The sequence below is a fragment of the Pannonibacter sp. I15F10I1 genome (genome assembly GCF_900185665.1).
GTDB classification, from domain to species: domain Bacteria; phylum Pseudomonadota; class Alphaproteobacteria; order Rhizobiales; family Stappiaceae; genus Pannonibacter; species Pannonibacter indicus.
In genome coordinates, this window is record NZ_FYAN01000002.1 from 48,183 (window position 1) to 68,873 (window position 20,691).

The following is a 20,691-nucleotide window of genomic DNA, read 5'->3' on the forward strand; positions in this document are numbered from 1 at the left end:
CAAATGAAGACCATGAAACTCGGCATCATCGGCTGCGGCAACATCTCCGATGCCTACCTGACCGGCGGCGCCAGATCGCAGATCGTCTCGGTGAAGGCGGTGACGGATCTCAATGCAGAGGCAGCCCGCGCCAAGGCGGAGGCCTATGGCGTTGAGGCCATGACGGTTGACGCCATGCTGGCCGATCCGGACATCGTGATGATCATCAACCTGACGGTACCGCAGGCCCATGCCGCCGTCAGCGGATCGATCCTTGCGGCCGGCAAACACGTCTATTCCGAAAAACCCTTTGCCGTCACCTATGCGGAGGCGAAGGAAATGGTTGCTTCCGCCGATGCCAAGGGGCTGAGGATCGGCTCGGCACCGGACACGTTCCTCGGCGCAGCCCATCAGCGCGCCCGCGAGCTGATCGACGAAGGCAGGATCGGCAAGGTGGTCGGCGGTGCCGTCACCTTCGCCACCCCCGGTATGGAAATGTGGCATCCCAACCCGTTCTTCTTCTTCCAGAGGGGCGGCGGGCCGGTGCTGGATATCGGCTGCTATCCGATCACCCAGCTGGTCAATTGCCTGGGGCCGGTGGAAAGCGTCGTGGCCCATGCCTCGCGCGGGCGGGAGACGCGCGTCATCACCAGCGAGCCGCACAACGGCAAGGAACTGACGGTGGAGGTGCCGACCACGGTCAATGGCGTGCTCGCCTTCGCCAATGGCGCCAATGTCGCCTTCACCGCCTCCTGGGACGTGTGGAAGCACGGGCGCAAGCCGATCGAGTTCTACGGCACGGAAGGCAGCATCCTCAACCCGGATCCGAACTTCTTCGGCGGCGAGGTTCTGCTGTCGGCGCTCAACGGCGAGTGGGAAGCGCAGGACATCTCGCACCTGCCCTTCGGCGCCCCCAACCGCCCCTTGCGCGACGGGCGCGAGGTGGCCGACTACCGCATGGCGGGTGTCTTCGATATGGCGGCAGCCATCCGCACCGGCCGGCCGCACCGGGCAAATGGCGCGCTGGCGCTGCATGTGCTGGAGATCATGGAGAGCCTCGAACGCGCCTCTGACGAAGGCCGCCGCATCACGCTGGAAACCACCTGCGAGCGCCCGCAAGCCGTGCCGCATGGAACCGGCGAGGCCGTCTTCCTCTGATCCTGAAAGCAGACATGAGGGGCAGCTAGCACGGCTGCCCCTGCCCCATCCGGCATTAGCGGAACAGCAGCACCGGCACCTTGCAGGAACGCAGCATCTGCGTCGTGGTGGAGCCGATGATGAGGCTGCGCAGGCGCGAGTGGCCATAAGCCCCCATCACCAGCAGACCGATGCCATTGTGCTCTACATTCGAGGAAATCACCGGCTCCGGATCGCCCGGCACAATGCCGGTGAGCACATCAAATCCTGCGGATTTCAGCTTGTCTTCGGCCGAACTCAGGCTCGCCTTCTGTGCGGTATTGGGCTCGCCGGCCATCAGCAGATGGATATGCAGACCGGAGAAAAGCGGGCTCCGGGCAATATAGTCCACCGCCTTCACCACACTGGGGCCGCCATCAAAGGCGACGAGCACCTTTTCCACCGGACGGAAGCTGCGGGCTGCGACCAGCAGCGGCCGGGACACGCTGCGGGCCAGGCGCTCCAGATTGGAGCCCAGATGCAGCGTCTCGAAATCCGCCGCCTCCCCACGCTTGCCGACGACGATCAGTTCGGCACCGGCTTCAATTCCGGTCACCGCTTCCACCACCTCGCCATGCCTCAGGCGGCTGGAGACGGCGGCAACCCCGCGCTCGCGCACCAGCGCCTCGGCATCATCCAGAATGGCGCGGCCATGCTCATGGGCCACCCGCGCCCGCTCCTCATCCAGGCGGGCGAGTTCGCTCAAGAGCGCGGTGCGCGCACCCAGCGCGATGGAGCCGCTGTAATCGGCACTGTGCACGGCCTTGCGCACCAGCACATGCACGAGATCCACGGGCAGGCCAAGGCGGGAGGCCGCCCAGACCGCATGTTCACAGACGCTGGGCGCATAGACCGAGGCGTCCAGAAGGGCGGTGATGGTTCTGGCTGTCATGGCTTTGTCCTCCATCAGTGGGCCGTCAGCTTGTCGAGCGCGCCCGGCTTGTCATGCAGTGCGAGCTTGTCGACGATGGTCTCACTGGCCTCGTTGAGGCCCGTGATGGTGACATCCGCCCCCTCCCTCCGGAATTTCAGCACCACCATGTCCAGCGCCGAGACGCTGGAAATGTCCCAGATATGCGCGCGGCTGACGTCGATTGTGACCCGGTCCAGCGCTTCGCGAAAGTCGAAGGCTGAATAAAAATCCTCGACCGAGGCAAAGAACAGCTGCCCTTCCACCACATAGGTGCGGCTGCGGCCATCGGCGGAAAGCTCCGAGGTGACGCGGAACAGCTGGGAGATCTTCCAGGCAAAGAAGATGCCGGACAGGAGCACACCCACCAGCACGCCGATGGCAAGGTTATGGGTTGCCACCACACAGATGACCGTCGCCAGCATGACGATGGAGGAAGAGCGCGGATGGCTGCGCAGGTTGAGGATTGACGTCCAGCTGAACGTTCCGATGGACACCATGATCATGATCGCCACCAGCGCAGGCATGGGGATCTGCTTCACCCAATCCCCCAGCACCACGATGAGAAACAGCAAGATGACGCCCGCCGCGAAACAGGACAGGCGCCCGCGTCCGCCGGACTTCACATTGATCATCGACTGGCCGATCATGGCACAGCCCGCCATGCCGCCAATGAAGCCGGTGGCGAAATTCGCAAGGCCCTGCCCGATGCATTCCTGATTGCGGTCGGACGGCGTATCGGTCACTTCATCGACCAGCTGCTGGGTCATGAGGGATTCCAGCAGGCCCACGGCCGCAACAGCCGCCGAGTACGGCAGCACGATCAGGAAGGTTTCCAACGTCAGCGGCACTTCGGGCAGAAGGAACACCGGCAGGGTTGAGGGCAGCTCGCCCATATCGCCGACCGTGCGCACATCAAGGCCAAACCAGATGGCAAGGCCCGTCAGCACGAAGATGCAGACGAGCGGCGATGGCACCGCACGGGTGATGTAGGGGAACAGATAAATGATCCCGAGACCGGCCGCCGTCATGACATAGGTCAGCGGCGTCACGCCGATCAGTTCCGGCAGCTGCGCCATGAAGATCAGGATCGCCAGCGCATTGACAAAACCGGTCATCACCGAGCGCGAGACGAAGCGCATGACATGGCCCAGCCGCAGCAGCCCTGCCCCCACCTGCAGCACACCGGCGAGGATGGTCGCCGCCAGCAGATATTGCAGGCCATGCTCCTTCACCAGCGTGACCATCAGCACGGCCGTTGCCGCCGTCGCGGCGGAAATCATGCCCGGCCGCCCGCCTGCAATGGCGGTGATGACGGCAATGGAGAAGGAAGCATAGAGGCCGATCTTGGGATCGACCCCGGCGATGATCGAAAAGGCGATGGCCTCGGGGATGAGGGCAAGGGCCACGAGCAGGCCAGAAAGCAGGTCGGCGCGCACATTGCCGAACCACTGGTTCCGGTAAGCGGAGAGTGAGATCATGAGAAATCCGTTCAGATGACCTGCGCAGTCCGGCGGTATAACCAGCCGGCAGAACGTCCTTGCATGCGCGATCATGTGAATTGTCCGGCGGATCGGCGGCCGGAAGAGCCACCCGGAATTGCACCGGGTCCTGATGACTTATGGGTTTTACCTAACCCGGACGACGCTGCGGCGCAACATCACAAGCGCGCAAAAATGCTGCGCAAAGTGAGACAAGATCGGCTGGGCATCAGATTCTCTCCCACCTTCAGCTACTGCATGCATACATCTTATCTGCAGCCGTCCACGGCGTGGGGAAGGGCGGCATTTTGGTTGCTCAAGCACAGCCTTTCAGCCCCCCTCCCCCTGGTGGGGAGGGGGGCGGAAGCGTCCTGTCATAAACCAGATGTGTCACTGCGGGCTACCGCCTCAACCAATGTGAGAAGCTGAAGACCTTTGCCAGAGGCTAAACCATCTATCCCAGCCAGCCTTCAAAGGCTCATGGTCGCAGCAACGGCAGACTTCCAGGCGCCGTATTTGCGCTGGCGCTCGTCTTCGCCGATGGCCGGCTCGAAACGCTTTTCGATGGCCCAGCTTTCCGCAAAGCCTTCCATGTCCGGATAGACGCCAGCTGCCATGCCCGCGAGCCAGGCCGCGCCCAGCGCCGTCGTCTCCAGAACCTGCGGCCGGTCGACCGGGGCGCCGAGGATGTCGGAGAGGAACTGCATGGCCCAGTCGCTGGCGCTCATGCCGCCATCGACGCGCAGCACGGGCTTTCCGGCCGCATCCGTCCAGTCCACCTGCATGGCCTCCAGCAGGTCCCGGGTCTGGTAGCCGACGCTTTCCAGCGCCGCCTTGGCGAATTCGGCGGGGCCGGAGTTGCGCGTGAGGCCAAAGATGGCGCCGCGGCAGTCCGGGCGCCAGTAGGGCGCGCCAAGGCCGGTGAAGGCAGGCACCATGATCACGTGCTGGCCGGGATCGGCCTGCTCGGCCAGCGGCTGGGTTTCCTTGGCTTCGCGGATGATCTTCAGCCCGTCGCGCAGCCACTGCACCACGGCACCAGCGATGAAGATGGAGCCTTCCAGCGCATAGGTGCGCTTGCCGCCGATCTGATAGGCGATGGTGGTGAGCAGCCGGCTCTGCGAGACGACCGGCTTGTCACCGGTGTTGAGCAGGGCAAAGCAGCCGGTGCCATAGGTGGACTTCAGCATGCCCGGCTTGAAGCACGCCTGCCCCACGGTCGCAGCCTGCTGGTCACCGGCCACACCCATGATCGGGATTTCGTGGCCGAAGAGATCGGCGCGGGCATTGCCGTAATTGGCAGCGCAGTCCTTCACTTCCGGCAGCATCCCCATGGGAATATCGAGAAGCTCGCAGATCTCCGCGCTCCACTCGCCCTTGTGAATGTCGAACAGCAGGGTGCGGGCGGCGTTGGTGGCGTCCGTTGCATGAACGGCGCCTGCCGTCAGCTTCCAGATGAGGAAGCTGTCGACCGTGCCGAACAGCAGCTCACCCTTTTCGGCGCGGGCGCGGGCCCCCTCCACGTTGTCGAGGATCCACTTCAGCTTGGTGCCGGAGAAATAGGGGTCGAGCAGCAGGCCGGTGCGAGCACTGACCATGGCTTCATGGCCTTCGTCCTTCAGCTGGCGGCACAGATCTGCCGTGCGCCGGTCCTGCCAGACGATGGCGTTATAGACCGGCTGGCCGGTGTTGCGGTCCCAGACCAGTGTCGTCTCACGCTGGTTGGTGATGCCGATGGCGGCAATGTCGCGGCCCGTGCGCCCGGCGCGCTCAATTGCAGCGCGGCAGGAACCGGCGGTCGTGGACCACAGGTCCGCCGGATCATGCTCCACCCAGCCGGACTGGGGATAGATCTGCGGAAACTCTTCCTGCGCGCTCGCAACCACCTTCATGTGCTTGTCGAAGAGGATCGCGCGGCTCGAAGTCGTGCCCTGGTCAATGGCAAGAATATGGGTCAAGTCAGCCTCCTCGATTGCACCAGCCGCAGAAGCCCCTTCGCCATGCCGCGCGAGGGGAGCATCTTGTTGTTCCATGAGACCGGCCTCATGGCGTTTTGCGCCGGGACCCGGTCAGCCCAAGGGCGGGACCTTACGGCCCCGCCCCCGATTGTCGATAGCTAATTACTTATTTCCACGAGGCAATCAGCTCATCATAGGAAACGGTGATGGGCTGCTCCTTCTCGTCCGGGATCTTGCGCTTGGGCGCACCCGGCTGGTCGAACCAGAACTCGGCGCTCTGCTCCTCGTTCAGCTTCGGGCCGATATCGCCCTGCACGCCTGCACGCTCCAGGCGCTCAAGCACCTTTTCCTGCTCTGCGCAAAGCGCATCCATGGCTTCCTGCGGGGACTTTGCACCGGAGGAAGCGTCACCGATGTTCTGCCACCACAGCTGAGCCAGCTTCGGGTAGTCCGGAACGTTGGTGCCGGTCGGCGACCACTGCAGGCGGGCGGGCGAGCGGTAGAACTCGACCAGACCACCAAGCTTCGGAGCGCGTTCGGTGAAGCTGTCATGCTGCAGAGTGGATTCGCGGATGAAGGTCAGGCCGACATGGCTCTTCTTCACATCCACGGTCTTGGAGGTGACGAACTGGGCGTAGAGCCAGGCCGCCTTGGCACGGTCCACCGGGGTTGACTTCATCAGCGTCCAGGAGCCAGCGTCCTGATAGCCGACCTTCATGCCCTCTTCCCAGTACACGCCATGCGGCGAGGGAGCCATGCGCCACTTCGGCGTGCCGTCCTCGTTCATGACCGGCAGGCCAGGCTTGACCATGTCGGCGGTGAAGGCGGTGTACCAGAAGATCTGCTGGGCAATTTCGCCCTGGGCAGGCACCGGACCGGCTTCGCCGAACACCATGCCGGCAGCCGCCGGAGGCGCATACTTGTTCAGCCACTCGATGTATTTGGCGATCGAGTAGACCGCAGCCGGGCCGTTGGTGTCGCCACCACGGGCCACGCACGAGCCGACCGGCTGGAAGTTCTCGTTGACGCGAATGCCCCATTCATCGACCGGAAGGCCGTTCGGCTCGCCCTTGTCGCCGGCACCGGCCATCGACAGCCAGGCATCGGTGAAGCGCCAGCCGAGAGACGGGTCCTTCTTGCCGTAGTCCATATGGCCATAGACTTTCTTGCCGTCGATTTCCCGGCCGGTGAAGAACTCGGCGATATCCTCATAAGCCGACCAGTTCACCGGCACGCCGAGCTCGTAGCCGTACTTTTCCTTGAAGTCCGCCTTGTTCTTCTCGTCGTTGAACCAGTCATACCGGAACCAGTAGAGGTTCGCGAACTGCTGATCGGGCAGCTGGTAGAGCTTGCCATCCGGGCCGGTCGTGAACTTGATGCCGATGAAGTCATTGAGATCGAGGCCCGGATTGGTAACATCCTTGCCTTCGTCCGCCATCCAGTCGGTCAGGTTGCGGGCCTGCTGATAGCGCCAGTGGGTGCCGATCAGATCCGAGTCATTGATATAGGCGTCGTAGATGTTCTCGCCCGACTGCATCTGGGTCTGCAGCTTCTCCACCACATCGCCTTCACCGATCAGATCGTGGGTGATCTTGATGCCGGTGATCGCAGTGAAGGCCGGGGCCAGCACCTTGGCTTCGTATTCATGGGTGGTAATCGTTTCGGAAACGACCTTGATGTCCATACCCTTGAACGGAGCGGCAGCGTCAATGAACCACTGCATCTCGGCTTCCTGATCGGCGCGCGACAGCGCCGACATGTCGCCGATTTCCGCGTCGAGGAACTTCTTTGCTGCCTCCATGTCAGCAAAGGCGCTTCCGCTTCCAACCAGCATGGCGAGCGCCATAGCGGTGGAGGTGTAAAACACTCTCATTCCATTTCCTCCCGAAGTTTCATGATCGTGAGATCAGGTTACCTGCCCGTCAGACCCAGCGGAAAACCGCAAGGGCATAAACGAGACAGGCGATCAGAGCCCCCCACAGGGGAGCGCCGAAGGCGGCGAGCCAGCCAAGCGTGATGAAGGCTGAGCCCAGAAGGGTTATGAAGAGACGGTCCCCCCGGGTCGTCTCGATCCGCAGCACACCGGTGCGCGGCGTCTCCGGAAAGCGGATCGCCAGCACGGTGAAGATCACCAGCAGCGCCGCTATCGTCGCAAAGAAAATCGCGGTCGGAGCAGTCCAGGCCATCCAGTCCATATCTGTTCTCCCTCAGATCAGACGCGGCCCAGGGCAAAGCCCTTGGCGATGTAGTTGCGGACGAAGTAGATCACCAGCGCACCGGGGATGATGGTCAGCACACCGGCAGCTGCCAGTACGCCCCAGTCCATTCCCGACGCCGAGACCGTGCGGGTCATGGTGGCCGCGATCGGCTTGGCATTCACCGAGGTGAGCGTGCGCGACAGCAGCAGCTCGACCCAGGAGAACATGAAGCAGAAGAAGGCGGCCACGCCGATGCCGCTCGCGATCAGCGGCATGAAGATCTTCACAAAGAAGCGGCCGAAGGAATAGCCGTCAATATAGGCAGTCTCGTCGATTTCCTTCGGCACACCGCGCATGAAGCCTTCCAGGATCCAGACCGCCAGCGGCACGTTGAACAGGCAATGCGCCAGGGCGACGGCGATATGCGTGTCGAACAGTCCGACCGAGGAATAAAGCTGGAAGAAGGGCAGCGCGAACACCGCCGGCGGGGCCATGCGGTTGGTCAGCAGCCAGAAGAACAGGTGCTTGTCGCCGAGAAACGTGTAGCGCGAGAAGGCATAGGCCGCCGGCAGCGCCACGGTGATCGAGATCACCGTGTTCATCACCACGTAGATCAGCGAATTGACATAGCCCATGTACCAGCTCGGATCCGTGAGGATCGTGATGTAATTGGCCAGCGTCGGGTTCTGCGGCCACATCGAGAAGGTGGACAGGATCTCCGTGTTGGTCTTCAGGCTCATGTTGACGAGCCAGTAGATCGGCAGCAGCAGGAAGATCAGATAGAGAGCCATCACCACGGCACGCGAGCTGATGCCGATGCGGGCAGAGCTGCGGCGCCGGGCCGGGATGGCAGCGGTCATGGTTGCGGCACCCATCAGAAGCCCTCCCTTTTGTCGAGGTTGGTCATCACGGTGTAGAACACCCAGGAAATCAGCAGGATCACGAGGAAGTACATGATCGAGAAGGCAGCGGCCGGTCCCAAGTCAAACTGGCCGAGCGCCATCTTGACGAGGTCGATGGACAGGAACGTCGTCGAGTTGCCCGGCCCGCCTCCCGTCACCACGAAGGGCTCGGTGTAGATCATGAAGCTGTCCATGAACCGCAGCAGGATGGCGATCATCAGGACGCCCTGCATCTTGGGCAGCTCGATGTAGCGGAACACGCTCCAGCGGCTCGCCTGATCGATCTTTGCCGCCTGATAATAGGCATCGGGGATCGACTGCAGACCGGCATAGGCCAGCAGCGCCACCAGCGACGTCCAGTGCCAGACGTCCATGACGATGACTGTGGCCCAGGCGGCGACGGCATCCTGCGTATAATTGTAGGAGATGCCCAGGCCATGAAGCGTCGCACCCAGCAGGCCGATATCGACACGGGCAAAGATCTGCCAGATCGTGCCCACCACATTCCACGGAATGAGCAGCGGCAGCGCCATGAGGACAAGGCAGAACGAGGCCCAGAAGCCCCGCTTGGGCATGTTGAGAGCGATGAAGATGCCGAGCGGGATTTCAATGGCGAGGATCACGGCCGAGAAGATCATCTGGCGGCCAAGCGCATCCCAGAGGCGCTTGGAATGCAGCATGTCATCGAACCATTCGACGCCGGCCCAGAAGAACTTGTTGTTGCCGAACGTGTCCTGCACCGAATAGTTGACCACCGTCATGAGCGGGATCACCGCCGAGAAGGCGACGAGCAGAAGCACGGGAAGGACCAGGAACCAGGCCTTGTGATTGACTGTCTTTTCCATCAGGCCGCCTCCCCCGTAACGCGCCAGCTGTTGGCATAGACATTGACATGCGCGGGATCGAATACCACGCGGGTCATGCCGGATGTGACGGGGTCGCTTTCGCCCGCAATGATGTTGATGTCAGCACCGAAGAACTCGGCCCGGACGATCTTGTGCCGTCCCACATCCTCGACGCGGCGCACCTTCACCGGCAGGCCTTCGCTTTCCGACAGGCGCACGAACTCGGGGCGCACACCGATCTGGATCTTGCCGTCCAGGCCTGAGTAGCCGTGGCCAAGCGGAATGGTTGCCCCGTTCACATAGGCCGAGTTGCCCTCGACCTTGGCATCCATCAGGTTCATGCCCGGCGAGCCGATGAAATAGCCGACGAATGTGTGGGCCGGCCGCTCGAACAGTTCCTGCGGCGTGCCGATCTGCACCACCCGGCCGTCATACATCACCACCACCTTGTCGGCGAAAGTCAGCGCCTCGGTCTGGTCATGCGTCACATAGATCATCGTGTGGCCGAACTCGTGATGCAGCGACTTCAGCTGCGTTCTGAGTTCCCACTTCATGTGCGGGTCGATCACGGTCAGCGGCTCATCGAAGAGCAGCGCGTTGACGTCCTCCCGCACCATGCCGCGGCCGAGCGAGATCTTCTGCTTGGCATCTGCGGTCAGCCCGCGGGCCTTGCGGTCCAGCACCTCTTCCATGCCGATCATCCGGGCAATCTTCTGCACGCGCTCGGCGACATAGGCAGCGCTCGCCCCCCGGTTCTTCAGCGGAAACGCAAGGTTCCCGCGCACCGTCATCGTGTCGTAGACGACCGGAAACTGGAACACCTGCGCAATGTTGCGTTCCGCCGTCGCCTTCCCGGTGACATCGGTGTCATTGAACAGGATGCGGCCCTGGCTCGGCACCAGCAGGCCGGAGATGATGTTGAGCAGCGTGGACTTGCCGCATCCGGACGAGCCGAGCAGCGCATAGGCCTCACCATCGTTCCAGACGTGGTTCAGTTCCTTGAGCGCAAAGTCGTCCTCGTTCTTCGGGCGCGGATTGTAGGAATGGGCGAGATTGTCGAGCGTGATCTTGGCCATGGGTCCCTCCTCACGCCGCCAGCGCATAGGCGGCCGGAGCCACCAGCGAACCGTCCTGTCCGAAGACATAGACATGGGAAGGATCGAGATAGACCTTGAGCGCCGTTCCCAGGGCCAGGTCATGCACGCCATGCACAAGCCCCACCCAGCGCTCGCCATGGTGCTCCAGATGCACGAAAGTCTCCGACCCGGTGATCTCCGTGACCATCAGATGCGCCGTGAACTCCATGGCATCGGCGCTGTGCCGGTGCAGTTCCAGATGATTGGGGCGGAAGCCCGCGATATAGCGGCCATCGCTCAGATCCGACAGCTTGCCGGCGGCCGGGATCGACTGGCCGTCGCCGAACATCAGCCGGGCACCGGCCTTGGCGATCTGAAGGAAGTTCATCGGAGGATCGGAGAAAACGCGCGCCGTCGTAGCGTCAACCGGGCGCCGGTAGACCTCCGGCGTCGGGCCGAACTGGGTCACCCGGCCCTGCCAGAGCGTCGCCGTGTTGCCGCCGAGCAGCAGTGCCTCTTCCGGCTCCGTCGTCGCATAGACGAAGATCGAACCCGAGGCCTCGAAGATCTTCGGGATTTCGACGCGCAGTTCCTCGCGCAGCTTGTAGTCGAGGTTGGCAAGCGGCTCATCAAGCAGCACCAGACCTGCATTCTTCACAAGCGCACGTGCCAGCGCACAGCGCTGCTGCTGGCCGCCCGAGAGCTCGAGCGGCTTGCGTTGCAGCATCGGGGTGAGCTTCATCATCTCGGCGGTCTGACGCACCGCCCTGTCGATGTCCGCAGCGGGCTTGCCCATCAGCCGCAGCGGGCTGGCAATGTTGTCATAGACCGTCATTGCCGGATAGTTGATGAACTGCTGATAGACCATGGCGATGGCGCGATCCTGCACCCGCACACCGGTCACGTCCGTGCCGTTCCAGAGGATCTTGCCCGAAGACGGCTGATCAAGGCCGGCCATCAGGCGCATGAGTGACGTCTTGCCGGCCGAAGTCGGTCCAAGCAGGACGTTCATGCTGCCCTCACGCAAGGTAAGGTTCGTTGTGTGGATGTGCGTCTGCCCACCCACGACCTTGGAGACATTCTCCAGGACCAGGGTCATGTATTCCCTCCTCCCAATTCCTCCTACTGAGCTGCAGCCTCCCCAAGCCGCAGCGCGCAGGTACTCTTCATCCACGCGTCCAGTGCCGCCACCTCGGCAGCACTCAGACGCAGGCCCAGTTTCGACCGGCGCCACACCACGTCCTCGGCGGTGAGCGCGTATTCCTTTTCAATCAGCCAGTTGACTTCCCGCTCGGTCAGGTTCCACCCGAAGTGACGGCCAAGGTCCTCCACCTTTGCCGCTCCAGCCAGAATACCCGCCGCCTCGGTGCCATATGCCTTCACCAGGCGCGTGGCCCAGCGCTCGTCGAGGAACGGATACGCGGCGCGCAGGTCCGCAATCAGCTTCGCAACGCCCAGCACCGGAAAGTCACCGCCCGGAAGCGGCACACGGGCTGTCCATGCCCCGGCCGTGCCGGGGAAATAGGGCATGATCTTCTCCAGCGCATGCTCGGCGAGCTTGCGGTAGGTGGTGATCTTGCCGCCGAAGACATTGAGCAGCGGCGCACCGCCAGTCTCTTCCACCTTCAGCACATAATCGCGGGTCGCCGCCGTCGCCGACTTGGCGCCGTCATTGTAGAGCGGGCGCACACCGGAATAGCTCCAGACGATATCATCAACCGTCACCGGGCGCTTGAAATAGCCGGAAGCGAATTTCAGCAGATAGTCGCGCTCCTTCTCCGTACAGACCGGCTTGACGCCCGGCTCCGGATGGTCGGCATCCGTGGTGCCGATCAGCGTGAAATCCGTCTCGTAGGGAATGGCGAAAATGATGCGGCCATCTTCGCCCTGGAAGAAGTAGCACTTGCCGTGGTCGAAGAGCTTCTTCGTGACGATGTGGCTGCCGCGCACGAGGCGCACGCTTTCCTGCGAATTGGAGCGCACCGTGTTGCGGATCACGTCCCCGACCCAGGGGCCACCGGCATTGATCAGCATCTTTGCCTTGCGGCTGGTGCGGGCGCCGGTGCCGCAGTCTTCCAGCACGATCGACCACAGGCCATCCACGCGCTCGGCGGAGACCACGCGGGTGCGCACCATCACCTCGGCGCCGCGCGCCTCAGCGTCCCGGGCGTTCAGCACCACAAGGCGCGAGTCCTCGATCCAGCAGTCGGAATATTCATAGGCCTTGGCAAAGCGGTCCTGAAGCGGCTCACCCTCGGGGCCGGACTTCAGATCGACCGTCGTGGTGCCGGGCAGGATCTTACGGCCGCCCAGATTGTCATAAAGGAACAGGCCGAAGCGGATCAGCCATGCCGGGCGGCGGCCCTTCATCCAGGGCATCACCATGTTCAGCAGCTTCGAGGTCGGCGTTTCGCCCTCAAAGCGCATGTCCTTGTGATAGGGCAGCACGAAACGCATCGGCCAGCTGATGTGCGGCATTGCCTCCAGCAGCGTTTCCCGCTCGATCAGCGCCTCGCGCACCAGCCGGACCTCGAAATATTCGAGATAGCGCAACCCGCCATGGAACAGCTTGGTGGAGGCCGAAGAGGTGGCAGATGCCAGGTCGTTCATCTCCGCCAGCGCCACGGACAGGCCGCGCCCCGCCGCATCACGGGCAATGCCGCAGCCATTGATGCCGCCGCCGATGATAAAGAGATCGACCACCTGGTCTTGCTGCGACGTCACGGGCACGGGCCTCCTGAAACCGGACATTTGTGAAAACAAACGAACCACAAGACGTGGGCTTTCGTCAATCGCTGATTTTCGTTTCTGTTCGTTTTTGTTTTCTCACGTTGCGGCAAACACTTGACCGGCGCCAGCCAGCCGAAACGCCCCGCGGAAGGGCCATGCTGCAGAACAGCATGAATTTCTTGTGCATTGCACACCCGCTCCCGCACCGCAGAAAGCCCCGTACATCTCCGGCAAGCATTCGCCCCCGCGCCTGAAACTTGAAAAAGGGAACCAAACCGAACATATTGCGCATCCAAAAAGGAATATGCCGTGTCCCAGAGCTTCCGCCAGCCCGAGATTCTCGAACTCGCCCGCCAGCAGGGGAAAGTCACCGTCGAAGGGCTTGCCGCCCATTTCGGCGTGACCGTGCAGACCATCCGCCGGGATCTGGCCGATCTCGCCGACAGCGGCCGGCTGGAGCGGGTGCATGGCGGCGCGATCCTGCCCTCCGGCGTCTCCAACATCGGCTATGAGGACCGGCGCAGCCTGAACCGTGAGGCGAAGGCCGCCATTGCAGAGGCCTGCGCGAAAGCCATTCCGGAAAACGCGTCCGTGTTTCTCAACATCGGCACCAGCACGGAAGCCGTCGCCCGCGCCTTGCTGCACCACCGCAATCTCATGGCGGTGACCAACAACATGAATGTTGCCAATATCCTCGCCGCAAATCCGGATTGTCAGGTCATCGTCGCAGGCGGGGCCCTGCGGCGCTCCGATGGCGGGCTTATCGGCACCTTGACCATGCGCACCATCGAACAGTTCCGCTTTGACTTCGCCGTCATCGGATGCTCGGCACTGGACGAGGACGGCGATCTGCTCGATTTCGACATTCAGGAGGTTGGCGTCAGCCAGACTATCATCCGGCAGGCACGCAAGACATTTCTGGTCAGCGACCACTCCAAGTTCCTGCGCGGCGCACCCGTTCGCATTGCCTCGCTGAGCGAGATCGACACCTTTTTCACCGACCGGCCACTCTCTCCTGCCCTCCGCACACGCTGCAGGGAATGGGGCACGAAGACGGTGATCTGCGGCGGATAAACCGCCGCAGCGGCTTTTTGCAAGAAAGAGGGTGACAGGCGCTGCTGCTGCGGCTACCTCCTCGCTTATGCCGCAGTGCGGCAATCCTTTCGCCAAAGGGCACAAGCCCCGGAACAGACCGGCAGAAATGCGGGCCATCCTTGTGGAGTGACACCATGAGCCACACCCTGATTGCACCCTCCATGCTGGCCAGCGATTTCTCGCGCCTGCGCGACGAGATCCGCGCCATCGACGGCGCCGGTGCCGACTGGATCCACCTGGACGTGATGGATGGCCATTTCGTGCCCAACATCACCTTTGGCCCGGACATCATCGCCGCAATGCGCCCGCATACCGCCAAGGTGTTCGACACGCATCTGATGATCGCTCCTTGCGATGCCTATCTGGAAGCCTTCGCCAAGGCGGGCTCTGACATCATCACTGTGCATGCAGAAGCTGGCCCCCATCTCGACCGGTCGCTGCAGGCCATCCGCAATCTGGGCAAGAAAGCGGGCGTATCGCTGAACCCGGCAACGCCCGAAAGCGTCATCGAATATGTGCTCGACCGGCTGGATCTGGTGCTGGTCATGAGCGTCAACCCCGGCTTTGGCGGGCAGAAGTTCATTACCGCCGTGGTGGACAAGATCGCCCGGATCAAGGCGATGACCGGCAGCCGTCCGATCGATATCGAGGTGGATGGCGGCGTCACCCCGGAGACCGCTCCTCTGGTGACGGCGGCAGGCGCCAATGTGCTGGTGGCCGGCTCCGCCGTGTTCAAGGGCGGCACGCCGGAGACCGCCGCCCATTATGCAGCACAGATCGAGGCCATCCGCAGTGCGGGCAACGCGGCAGCCAAGGCATGAAGGCGGTCATCTTCGATCTGGACGGCACGCTGGTCGACAGCGTGCAGGCCATCGCGGACATCGGCAATGCGCTGATGACCGAACTGGATCTCGCCCCCCTCTCCGTCACGGAAGCGCGCAGCTACATCGGCAATGGCGCTGCGCGCTTCGTCGAGCGGGCGCTGGCCGCCCGAGGCATCAACGGCGATGCAGCCCTGCTGACTGAGCGGGTGGAGCGCTTTGAAGAGCTTTATGCGCAGGCCCCCGGCAGCGCCAACCCGCCCTTCCCCGGCGTGGAAGCGGCCCTGCACGCCCTGAAGGCACGCGGCATCCGACTGGGGCTTTGCACCAACAAGCCCGGCGCACCGACCCATAATCTGGTCGCGGCCCTAGGCTGGAGCGACTTCTTCGACGTGGTGGTGACGGGTGACACCCTAAGCACCCGCAAGCCGGATCCGGCCCCGCTCGCCTATGCGGCCAAGGTGCTGGCCCTCTCGCCGGAAGATCCGGGCTTTGCCTATGTGGGCGACAGCGAAGTGGATGCGGAAACCGCGGTGGCGGCCAAGGCGCGCTTCTTCCTCTTCACCGAAGGCTACCGCAAGAGCCCGGTGACGGCCCTGCCGCATGAAGCCGCCTTCAGCGACTTCGCAGACCTGGAAGCTCTGCTGAACGGCTGATCAGTAGCCCCGCTGGCGGTCCACCGCCGGCGGGATTTCTCCCCGCTCGAAATAGGCCGACAGATTGGCCGCCACGATCCGTGCGGCCGTCGCCGGTGTTGTCGGGGCGCTGATGTGCGGCAGCACGGTGATCGACGGATGGCTCCAGCAGGGATTGTCCGCCGGCAGCGGCTCCTGCGCAAAGACATCCAGCACCGCATGGGACAGCTGCCCCTCGTCAAGGGCTGCCAGCAGCGCCGGCTGGTCCACAATCGGCCCCCGGCCAAAATTGATGAGCCCAGCGCCGCGCGGCAGCATGGCAAGCCGGGCGGTGTTGAGCAGGCCGCGCGTGTCCGGCGTCAGCGGCAGCAGCACCACGGCGATATCCGAGCGCGACAACACCCGTTCCAGGCCCTCCTCGCCGCTGAAACACTCCACCCCCTCCACTTCGGCAGGCGTGCGGCTCCAGCCGCTGACAGGAAAGCCATTGGCCAGCAGACGACGCACCGCAGCCTTGCCGAGGTTCCCCAGCCCGAGAATGCCGATGTGCCGGTCAGCGGCAAGGCGCGGCAGGGCTTCGGCCCAGATTTTCTCGCGCTGCTGCGCCAGATAGAGCGGAATGTCCCGGTGGAGATAAAGCGAGAAGGCCAGCACCGCCTCGGCCATGGTTTCCGCCAGCTGCGGATCGGTCATGCGGACGATGGCAAAGTCCGTATCGATCAGCTCGCCCAGCAGCCGCTCCACCCCGGCCCACAGGCTCTGCACCCAGACAAGGCCCGGCAGCTCATGCAGATGCGCCGGATCCGGATTGGCGACAATGGCCACGCGTGCCGACAGGCGCTCTGCGGCGTCCATGGTGGCCAGCGGCCGCACATCGATCTGCGGCATCAGCCTTTCAAACTGCGCCATCCACTCCGCACGTTCCTCAGCAGACATCCGGGCAATGAAGGGAACGACGGGTTTCATGACGGTGGCACCTTGCGCTTTCAGATTTGCGCCGGATCATGCCTTGCCACAATGCTGCCGCAAAGTGGAAAGTGCCCGCCGGCCGCAAAAATCAGCTCGCCAGCCGCCCGGTGTCCGGCACTTGCGCCGCACTGTCAGAGCCACCGGCAGTTCCGTCCGAAGAGGCCGCACGCAACTGCTCGCGCAGCATGAGCGTCTGTACCGAAGACAGCGGCATGGGCCGCCCGAAGAGGAAGCCTTGCACGGCGGGGCATCCCGCCTCCCGCAGATAGGCAAACTCCTCCTCGCTCTCCACCCCCTCGGCCAGCACCGGGATATTCATGCTTTCGGCAATCAGCAGGGCGGCACGCACGATGGCGGCAGCCCGGGGCCGGTTGGCCACATCGGTGATGAAGCTGCGGTCGATCTTGATCTTGTCGAAGGGGAAATGCTGCAGCAGCGCCAGCGAGGAATAGCCCGTGCCGAAGTCATCCATGGCGATGGAAACACCCAGCGTCTTGAGCCGGGTGATGGTCGCCAGCGCCCGGGCGTGATCGGCGATCAGCCCGCTTTCGGTCAGCTCGATTTCGAGACGCTCCGGCGCAAGCCCCGTCTCCTTCAGCACTTCATCCACCAGGGCCGGCAGATCGATACGCGTCAGCTGATAGGCCGCGACATTGACCGCAACCTTGTAGCCCCCCGGCCAGGCGGCCGCATCGGCACAGGCACGGCGCAGGACATATTCGCCGATTTCCGCAATCAGCCCGGTGCGCTCGGCAACCGGAATGAATTCACCCGGAGACACCATGCCAAGGGTGGGATGGTGCCAGCGCACCAGCGCCTCGAAGCCGACGAGGGACCGGGTGCTGGTGCAGTTCTGGGGCTGGTAGTAAAGCTCCAGCTGGTTGCCCGAAACGGCGCTCCGCAGATCAATGGCCAGCCGGGCCTGATGGCGCACATCGTCATCGAGACCGGCCTGATAACGGCGGACCTCCCCGCTGCCGCCACGCCGGGCATCCTGCGCGGCAAGGCTCGCCCTTGTGATCAGAGTCGAGGCATCCAGCCCGTCGTCCGGAAAAACGGCATAGCCGACAGCGCTGCGCAGGGTGAGCGTTCCTGCCGGTGTCATGTGTGGTCCGGCCACCAGCTTCTGCAGCCGGGCTGCAGCGGCGCTGGTTTCATGACGGCCAAAGACCCGCGTCTTGATCAGCATGAACTGCGCCCCCGGCAGACGGGCGGTATATTCATCGGCCATCAGGGCATCGTTGAGATGCAAGCCCACTTCCCGCAGCACCGCATCTCCGGTGACATCACCATGGGCGGCGTTGATCATGGCGAATTCTTCCAGATCAATGGTGTAGACCGCCACCCTGTCGTTGCTCCGGATGGCGCTGCCCAGAAGCTCGGCGAGCTTGCCTTCCGCCCAGGCCTTGTTGGGCAGACCGGTGAGAGCATCAAACAGGGTCAGCTGCTGATAGCGCTCCGTTGCCTCCTGCAAGGAGAAACGGTCGATGGTGTAGGACGACCCGACGGTCACCAGCAGGACGGTGGTGATGCCGGTCACCGCAGCCAGCATATACTCGTCCGGCATGGCCTGAGGCGGAATATCGATGCCTGCCAGCGGCGTGATTGTCATCGCCTCCATACCGGTGAAATGCATGGAGACAATCGCCAGGATCATCGCCACCATCGACCCGAAGCGGCAGAACCGCGTGACCGGCCTGGATGCACGGTTGAAGGCAAGCCCTCCGAACAGGGCACCGAGCAGCACGGATGCCAGCACGTAGGACGGCGTCCAGGTGATGATGCCCGGCACCAGAAATGCGGCCATGCCTGTGTAATGCATGATCGCGATGCCAAATCCAAAGAGCACTCCGCCCAGTTCGATCGTCAGCCCCGCGGGTGAGCGCAAGGACACGCCAAAGGCAAAGCAGGTGCAGAGGAACAGGATCGCAAAGCTGGCAGCGGTCAAGCCGGGTGCAAATGAACGGTCAAACGGGACGAGATAGCCCAGCATGGCCGCAAAATGGGTGGTCCAGATCGTGCTGGTCGCAACGAGCGCACCCAGGAACAGCCAAAGCCATTGGCGCGAGCCATCGCTCCTGCGCATGCGCGTATAGATGCGCATCGACAGGAAAGACCCGAAGACACAGACGCTTGCGGCAAGCGCGACGTAACGCAGGTCATGTTCGACCGCGATACAGGACAAGACGTTCAGCATGCATTGCACCCCTTCACAGGGGAAAATACGTACCAGCCGCGTAAAGTCTCCTAACGCGGCGGGAATTCCGCATTTAACGTCACCAATTCCTTGATCCGGACAACCGGATATTGAAGCAGATCGCACAGCACACCAGCCGCTTGCCGCCCTGAAAAGGCAAGGCAAGCGGCGCATGGGCGGGATAAAACATCCAGGACGGAATAAAATTTCAGAAACCCTAAAAATAACACCACTACAAAGAAATAAAAACTTCAGAACCCAAACAGCTCGACCTCGAATAATATATAGTGAAAATAAAAAGGCAAAAAATTCCTTTTCTAATCAAAAATATAAATGAGAAAAAGTACACCGAATACAAATCTGGCAATCGCCCTCAGAACTGGCATATTTTAAAATATGTCAAAACCTTGACATAAATATCCAGCAGACTATGTTTAGCGCGATCACCCTGAATGCAGGGTAGATATTTCAAAATGCCGGCGACTTTCGATCGCAGGGGGGCTTCCTCCGTCCGGCATTACATTTTGCCACCACGTGATCCTGGATCGTGCTGGCTTTCGCTCCGCAGGCCTCGCCAGCGGATGACGACCAACAGGAGACTGACAATGACAAAGACACTTCTGCTGACGGGCGCCGCCCTGATTGGCCTTGGCATGTCCGGCGCTTCGGCTGCCAAGGAATGCGGGCGGGTGACGCTGGCCGAAATGAACTGGCCCTCAGCGGGTGCCATTGCCCATATCGACAAGATCATTCTCGAGGAGGGCTTCGGCTGCGAGGTGGAACTGGTGATTGGCGACACGGTGCCGACCTTCACCTCCATGACCGAGAAGGCCGAGCCGGACATGGCTCCCGAGTTGTGGGTGAACACCATCCAGGATCCGCTCGACAAGGCCGTTGCAGAAGACAAGCTGATCATCGGCAGTGAGGTCCTGTCGGAAGGCGGCGTGGAGGGCTTCTGGGTCCCCACCTTTCTCGCTGAAGAACATGGCCTGAAGACGCTGGCCGACGCGCTGGCAAAGCCGGAGCTGTTCCCCGGCGCGGAAGACCGCAGCAAGGGCGCCTTCTTCAACTGCCCCTCGGGCTGGGCCTGCCAGACCCTGACCACCAATCTGTTTGCAGCCTTCGATGTGGAAAGCAAAGGCTTCGAGCTGGTCGACACCGGCTCGGCAGCCGGGCTCGATGGCTCCATCTCCCGTGCTTTTTCCCGCAATGAAGGCTGGCTCGGCTACTACTGGGCACCGACGCCCATCCTTGGCAAATACGAGATGACCCGGCTTGACCTGGGCGTCGAGCATGATGCGGCCGAATGGGAGCGCTGCACCGCCGTCTCCGGCTGCCTCGACCCCAAGCCCAACGACTGGGACAAGTCGCCGGTCTACACCGTCGTGACCAAGGAGTTCGCGGAGAAGGCGGGCGTTGCCATGGATTACGTCAAGGGCCGTTCCTGGGACAACGCAACCGCTGGCGAAGTGCTGGCCTGGATGACGGACAATCAGGCCTCCAATGAGGATGGCGCCTTCTGGTTCCTCGAGAACAAGCCGGAAGTCTGGGAGGCCTGGGTCTCCCCGGAAGTGGCGGAAAAGGTGAAATCCGCCCTCTGAGCCGGTGATTGACAGGCGGCTGGACGCGCTTGGCAGCACAGCCTGCGGAGCGCGTCCGGCCCGCCCCCTTCCGGCTCGCGCTTTTCATCCTCAGGCGCCCGCCCCCACGCAAAGCAGC

At 62.7% G+C, this 20,691-nt stretch carries 17 protein-coding genes and 1 other annotated feature; of the genes, 5 read left to right on the forward strand and 12 right to left on the reverse strand.

The window, feature by feature from the left end; all coding sequences use genetic code 11:
- Window positions 1-3: 3 nt before the first annotated feature.
- Window positions 4-1,137: a Gfo/Idh/MocA family protein gene (locus IF10I1_RS00210; RefSeq protein WP_186424295.1), complete on the forward strand. Its 1,134-nt coding sequence runs from the start codon at window positions 4-6 to the stop codon at window positions 1,135-1,137.
- A gap of 55 nt (window positions 1,138-1,192) precedes the next feature.
- On the opposite strand, the gene IF10I1_RS00215 is transcribed toward IF10I1_RS00210, so the two are convergent.
- The 10 genes from IF10I1_RS00215 to glpD all read right to left on the reverse strand — a co-directional run bounded on the left by IF10I1_RS00215 (window position 1,193) and on the right by glpD (window position 13,249).
- Window positions 1,193-2,047: a universal stress protein gene (locus IF10I1_RS00215; protein ID WP_123195770.1), complete on the reverse strand. Its 855-nt coding sequence runs from the start codon at window positions 2,045-2,047 to the stop codon at window positions 1,193-1,195.
- Window positions 2,048-2,061: 14 nt separating this feature from the next.
- Entirely contained in the window at window positions 2,062-3,546 is a 1,485-nt protein-coding gene (locus IF10I1_RS00220) for a SulP family inorganic anion transporter (RefSeq protein WP_186391804.1), read from the reverse strand.
- Window positions 3,547-3,624: 78 nt separating this feature from the next.
- Window positions 3,625-3,680, reverse strand: a sequence feature (sul1 is cis-regulatory element that is thought to sense ions involved in sulfur or methionine metabolism; They are found in Alphaproteobacteria).
- Window positions 3,681-4,016: 336 nt separating this feature from the next.
- Entirely contained in the window at window positions 4,017-5,504 is a 1,488-nt protein-coding gene (glpK, locus tag IF10I1_RS00225) for a glycerol kinase GlpK (RefSeq protein WP_186391803.1), read from the reverse strand.
- 166 nt (window positions 5,505-5,670) lie between these two features.
- Window positions 5,671-7,377, reverse strand: coding sequence for an ABC transporter substrate-binding protein (locus IF10I1_RS00230; RefSeq protein ID WP_186391802.1), 1,707 nt, complete (start codon window positions 7,375-7,377; stop codon window positions 5,671-5,673).
- A gap of 49 nt (window positions 7,378-7,426) precedes the next feature.
- On the reverse strand, window positions 7,427-7,699 hold the full coding sequence (locus IF10I1_RS00235) for a DUF2160 domain-containing protein (RefSeq protein ID WP_050472524.1): 273 nt from the start codon (window positions 7,697-7,699) through the stop codon (window positions 7,427-7,429).
- 17 nt (window positions 7,700-7,716) lie between these two features.
- Window positions 7,717-8,493 (reverse strand): carbohydrate ABC transporter permease, encoded by a 777-nt coding sequence (locus IF10I1_RS00240; protein ID WP_244274474.1) that lies wholly within the window; start codon window positions 8,491-8,493, stop codon window positions 7,717-7,719.
- An 83-nt stretch (window positions 8,494-8,576) separates the two neighbouring features.
- Window positions 8,577-9,449: a carbohydrate ABC transporter permease gene (locus IF10I1_RS00245; protein ID WP_050472523.1), complete on the reverse strand. Its 873-nt coding sequence runs from the start codon at window positions 9,447-9,449 to the stop codon at window positions 8,577-8,579.
- Complete coding sequence (locus IF10I1_RS00250) at window positions 9,449-10,525, reverse strand: ABC transporter ATP-binding protein (RefSeq protein ID WP_186391801.1); 1,077 nt, start codon at window positions 10,523-10,525, stop codon at window positions 9,449-9,451. The genes IF10I1_RS00245 and IF10I1_RS00250 overlap by 1 nt, the downstream gene beginning before the upstream one ends.
- Window positions 10,526-10,535: 10 nt before the next feature.
- A complete protein-coding gene (locus tag IF10I1_RS00255; protein ID WP_050472522.1) occupies window positions 10,536-11,624 on the reverse strand; it encodes an ABC transporter ATP-binding protein in 1,089 nt (362 codons plus the stop codon).
- A gap of 23 nt (window positions 11,625-11,647) precedes the next feature.
- A complete protein-coding gene (gene glpD, locus IF10I1_RS00260; RefSeq protein WP_244284622.1) occupies window positions 11,648-13,249 on the reverse strand; it encodes a glycerol-3-phosphate dehydrogenase in 1,602 nt (533 codons plus the stop codon).
- Between the two features lie 315 nt (window positions 13,250-13,564).
- Between glpD and IF10I1_RS00265 the strand changes: the two genes are divergently transcribed.
- From IF10I1_RS00265 to gph, 3 genes are all read left to right on the forward strand, one after another.
- Window positions 13,565-14,329: a DeoR/GlpR family DNA-binding transcription regulator gene (locus IF10I1_RS00265; protein ID WP_186424296.1), complete on the forward strand. Its 765-nt coding sequence runs from the start codon at window positions 13,565-13,567 to the stop codon at window positions 14,327-14,329.
- 155 nt (window positions 14,330-14,484) lie between these two features.
- Window positions 14,485-15,171, forward strand: coding sequence for a ribulose-phosphate 3-epimerase (gene rpe, locus IF10I1_RS00270; RefSeq protein ID WP_186424297.1), 687 nt, complete (start codon window positions 14,485-14,487; stop codon window positions 15,169-15,171).
- On the forward strand, window positions 15,168-15,827 hold the full coding sequence (gph, locus tag IF10I1_RS00275) for a phosphoglycolate phosphatase (protein ID WP_186424298.1): 660 nt from the start codon (window positions 15,168-15,170) through the stop codon (window positions 15,825-15,827). Before rpe ends, gph begins: the two co-directional genes overlap by 4 nt.
- On the opposite strand, the gene IF10I1_RS00280 is transcribed toward gph, so the two are convergent.
- Both IF10I1_RS00280 and IF10I1_RS00285 read right to left on the reverse strand, forming a co-directional pair.
- Entirely contained in the window at window positions 15,828-16,772 is a 945-nt protein-coding gene (locus IF10I1_RS00280) for a glyoxylate/hydroxypyruvate reductase A (protein WP_186391797.1), read from the reverse strand.
- Between the two features lie 91 nt (window positions 16,773-16,863).
- The gene (locus IF10I1_RS00285; protein WP_186391796.1) at window positions 16,864-18,972 is read right to left on the reverse strand and encodes a bifunctional diguanylate cyclase/phosphodiesterase; all 2,109 of its coding nucleotides are present in this window, start codon (window positions 18,970-18,972) and stop codon (window positions 16,864-16,866) included.
- A gap of 605 nt (window positions 18,973-19,577) precedes the next feature.
- Here IF10I1_RS00285 and IF10I1_RS00290 point away from each other — a divergent pair.
- Window positions 19,578-20,573 carry a glycine betaine ABC transporter substrate-binding protein gene (locus tag IF10I1_RS00290; protein ID WP_186391795.1) on the forward strand — a complete coding sequence of 332 codons (996 nt, stop codon included), beginning with the start codon at window positions 19,578-19,580 and terminating at the stop codon, window positions 20,571-20,573.
- Window positions 20,574-20,691: the final 118 nt, after the last annotated feature.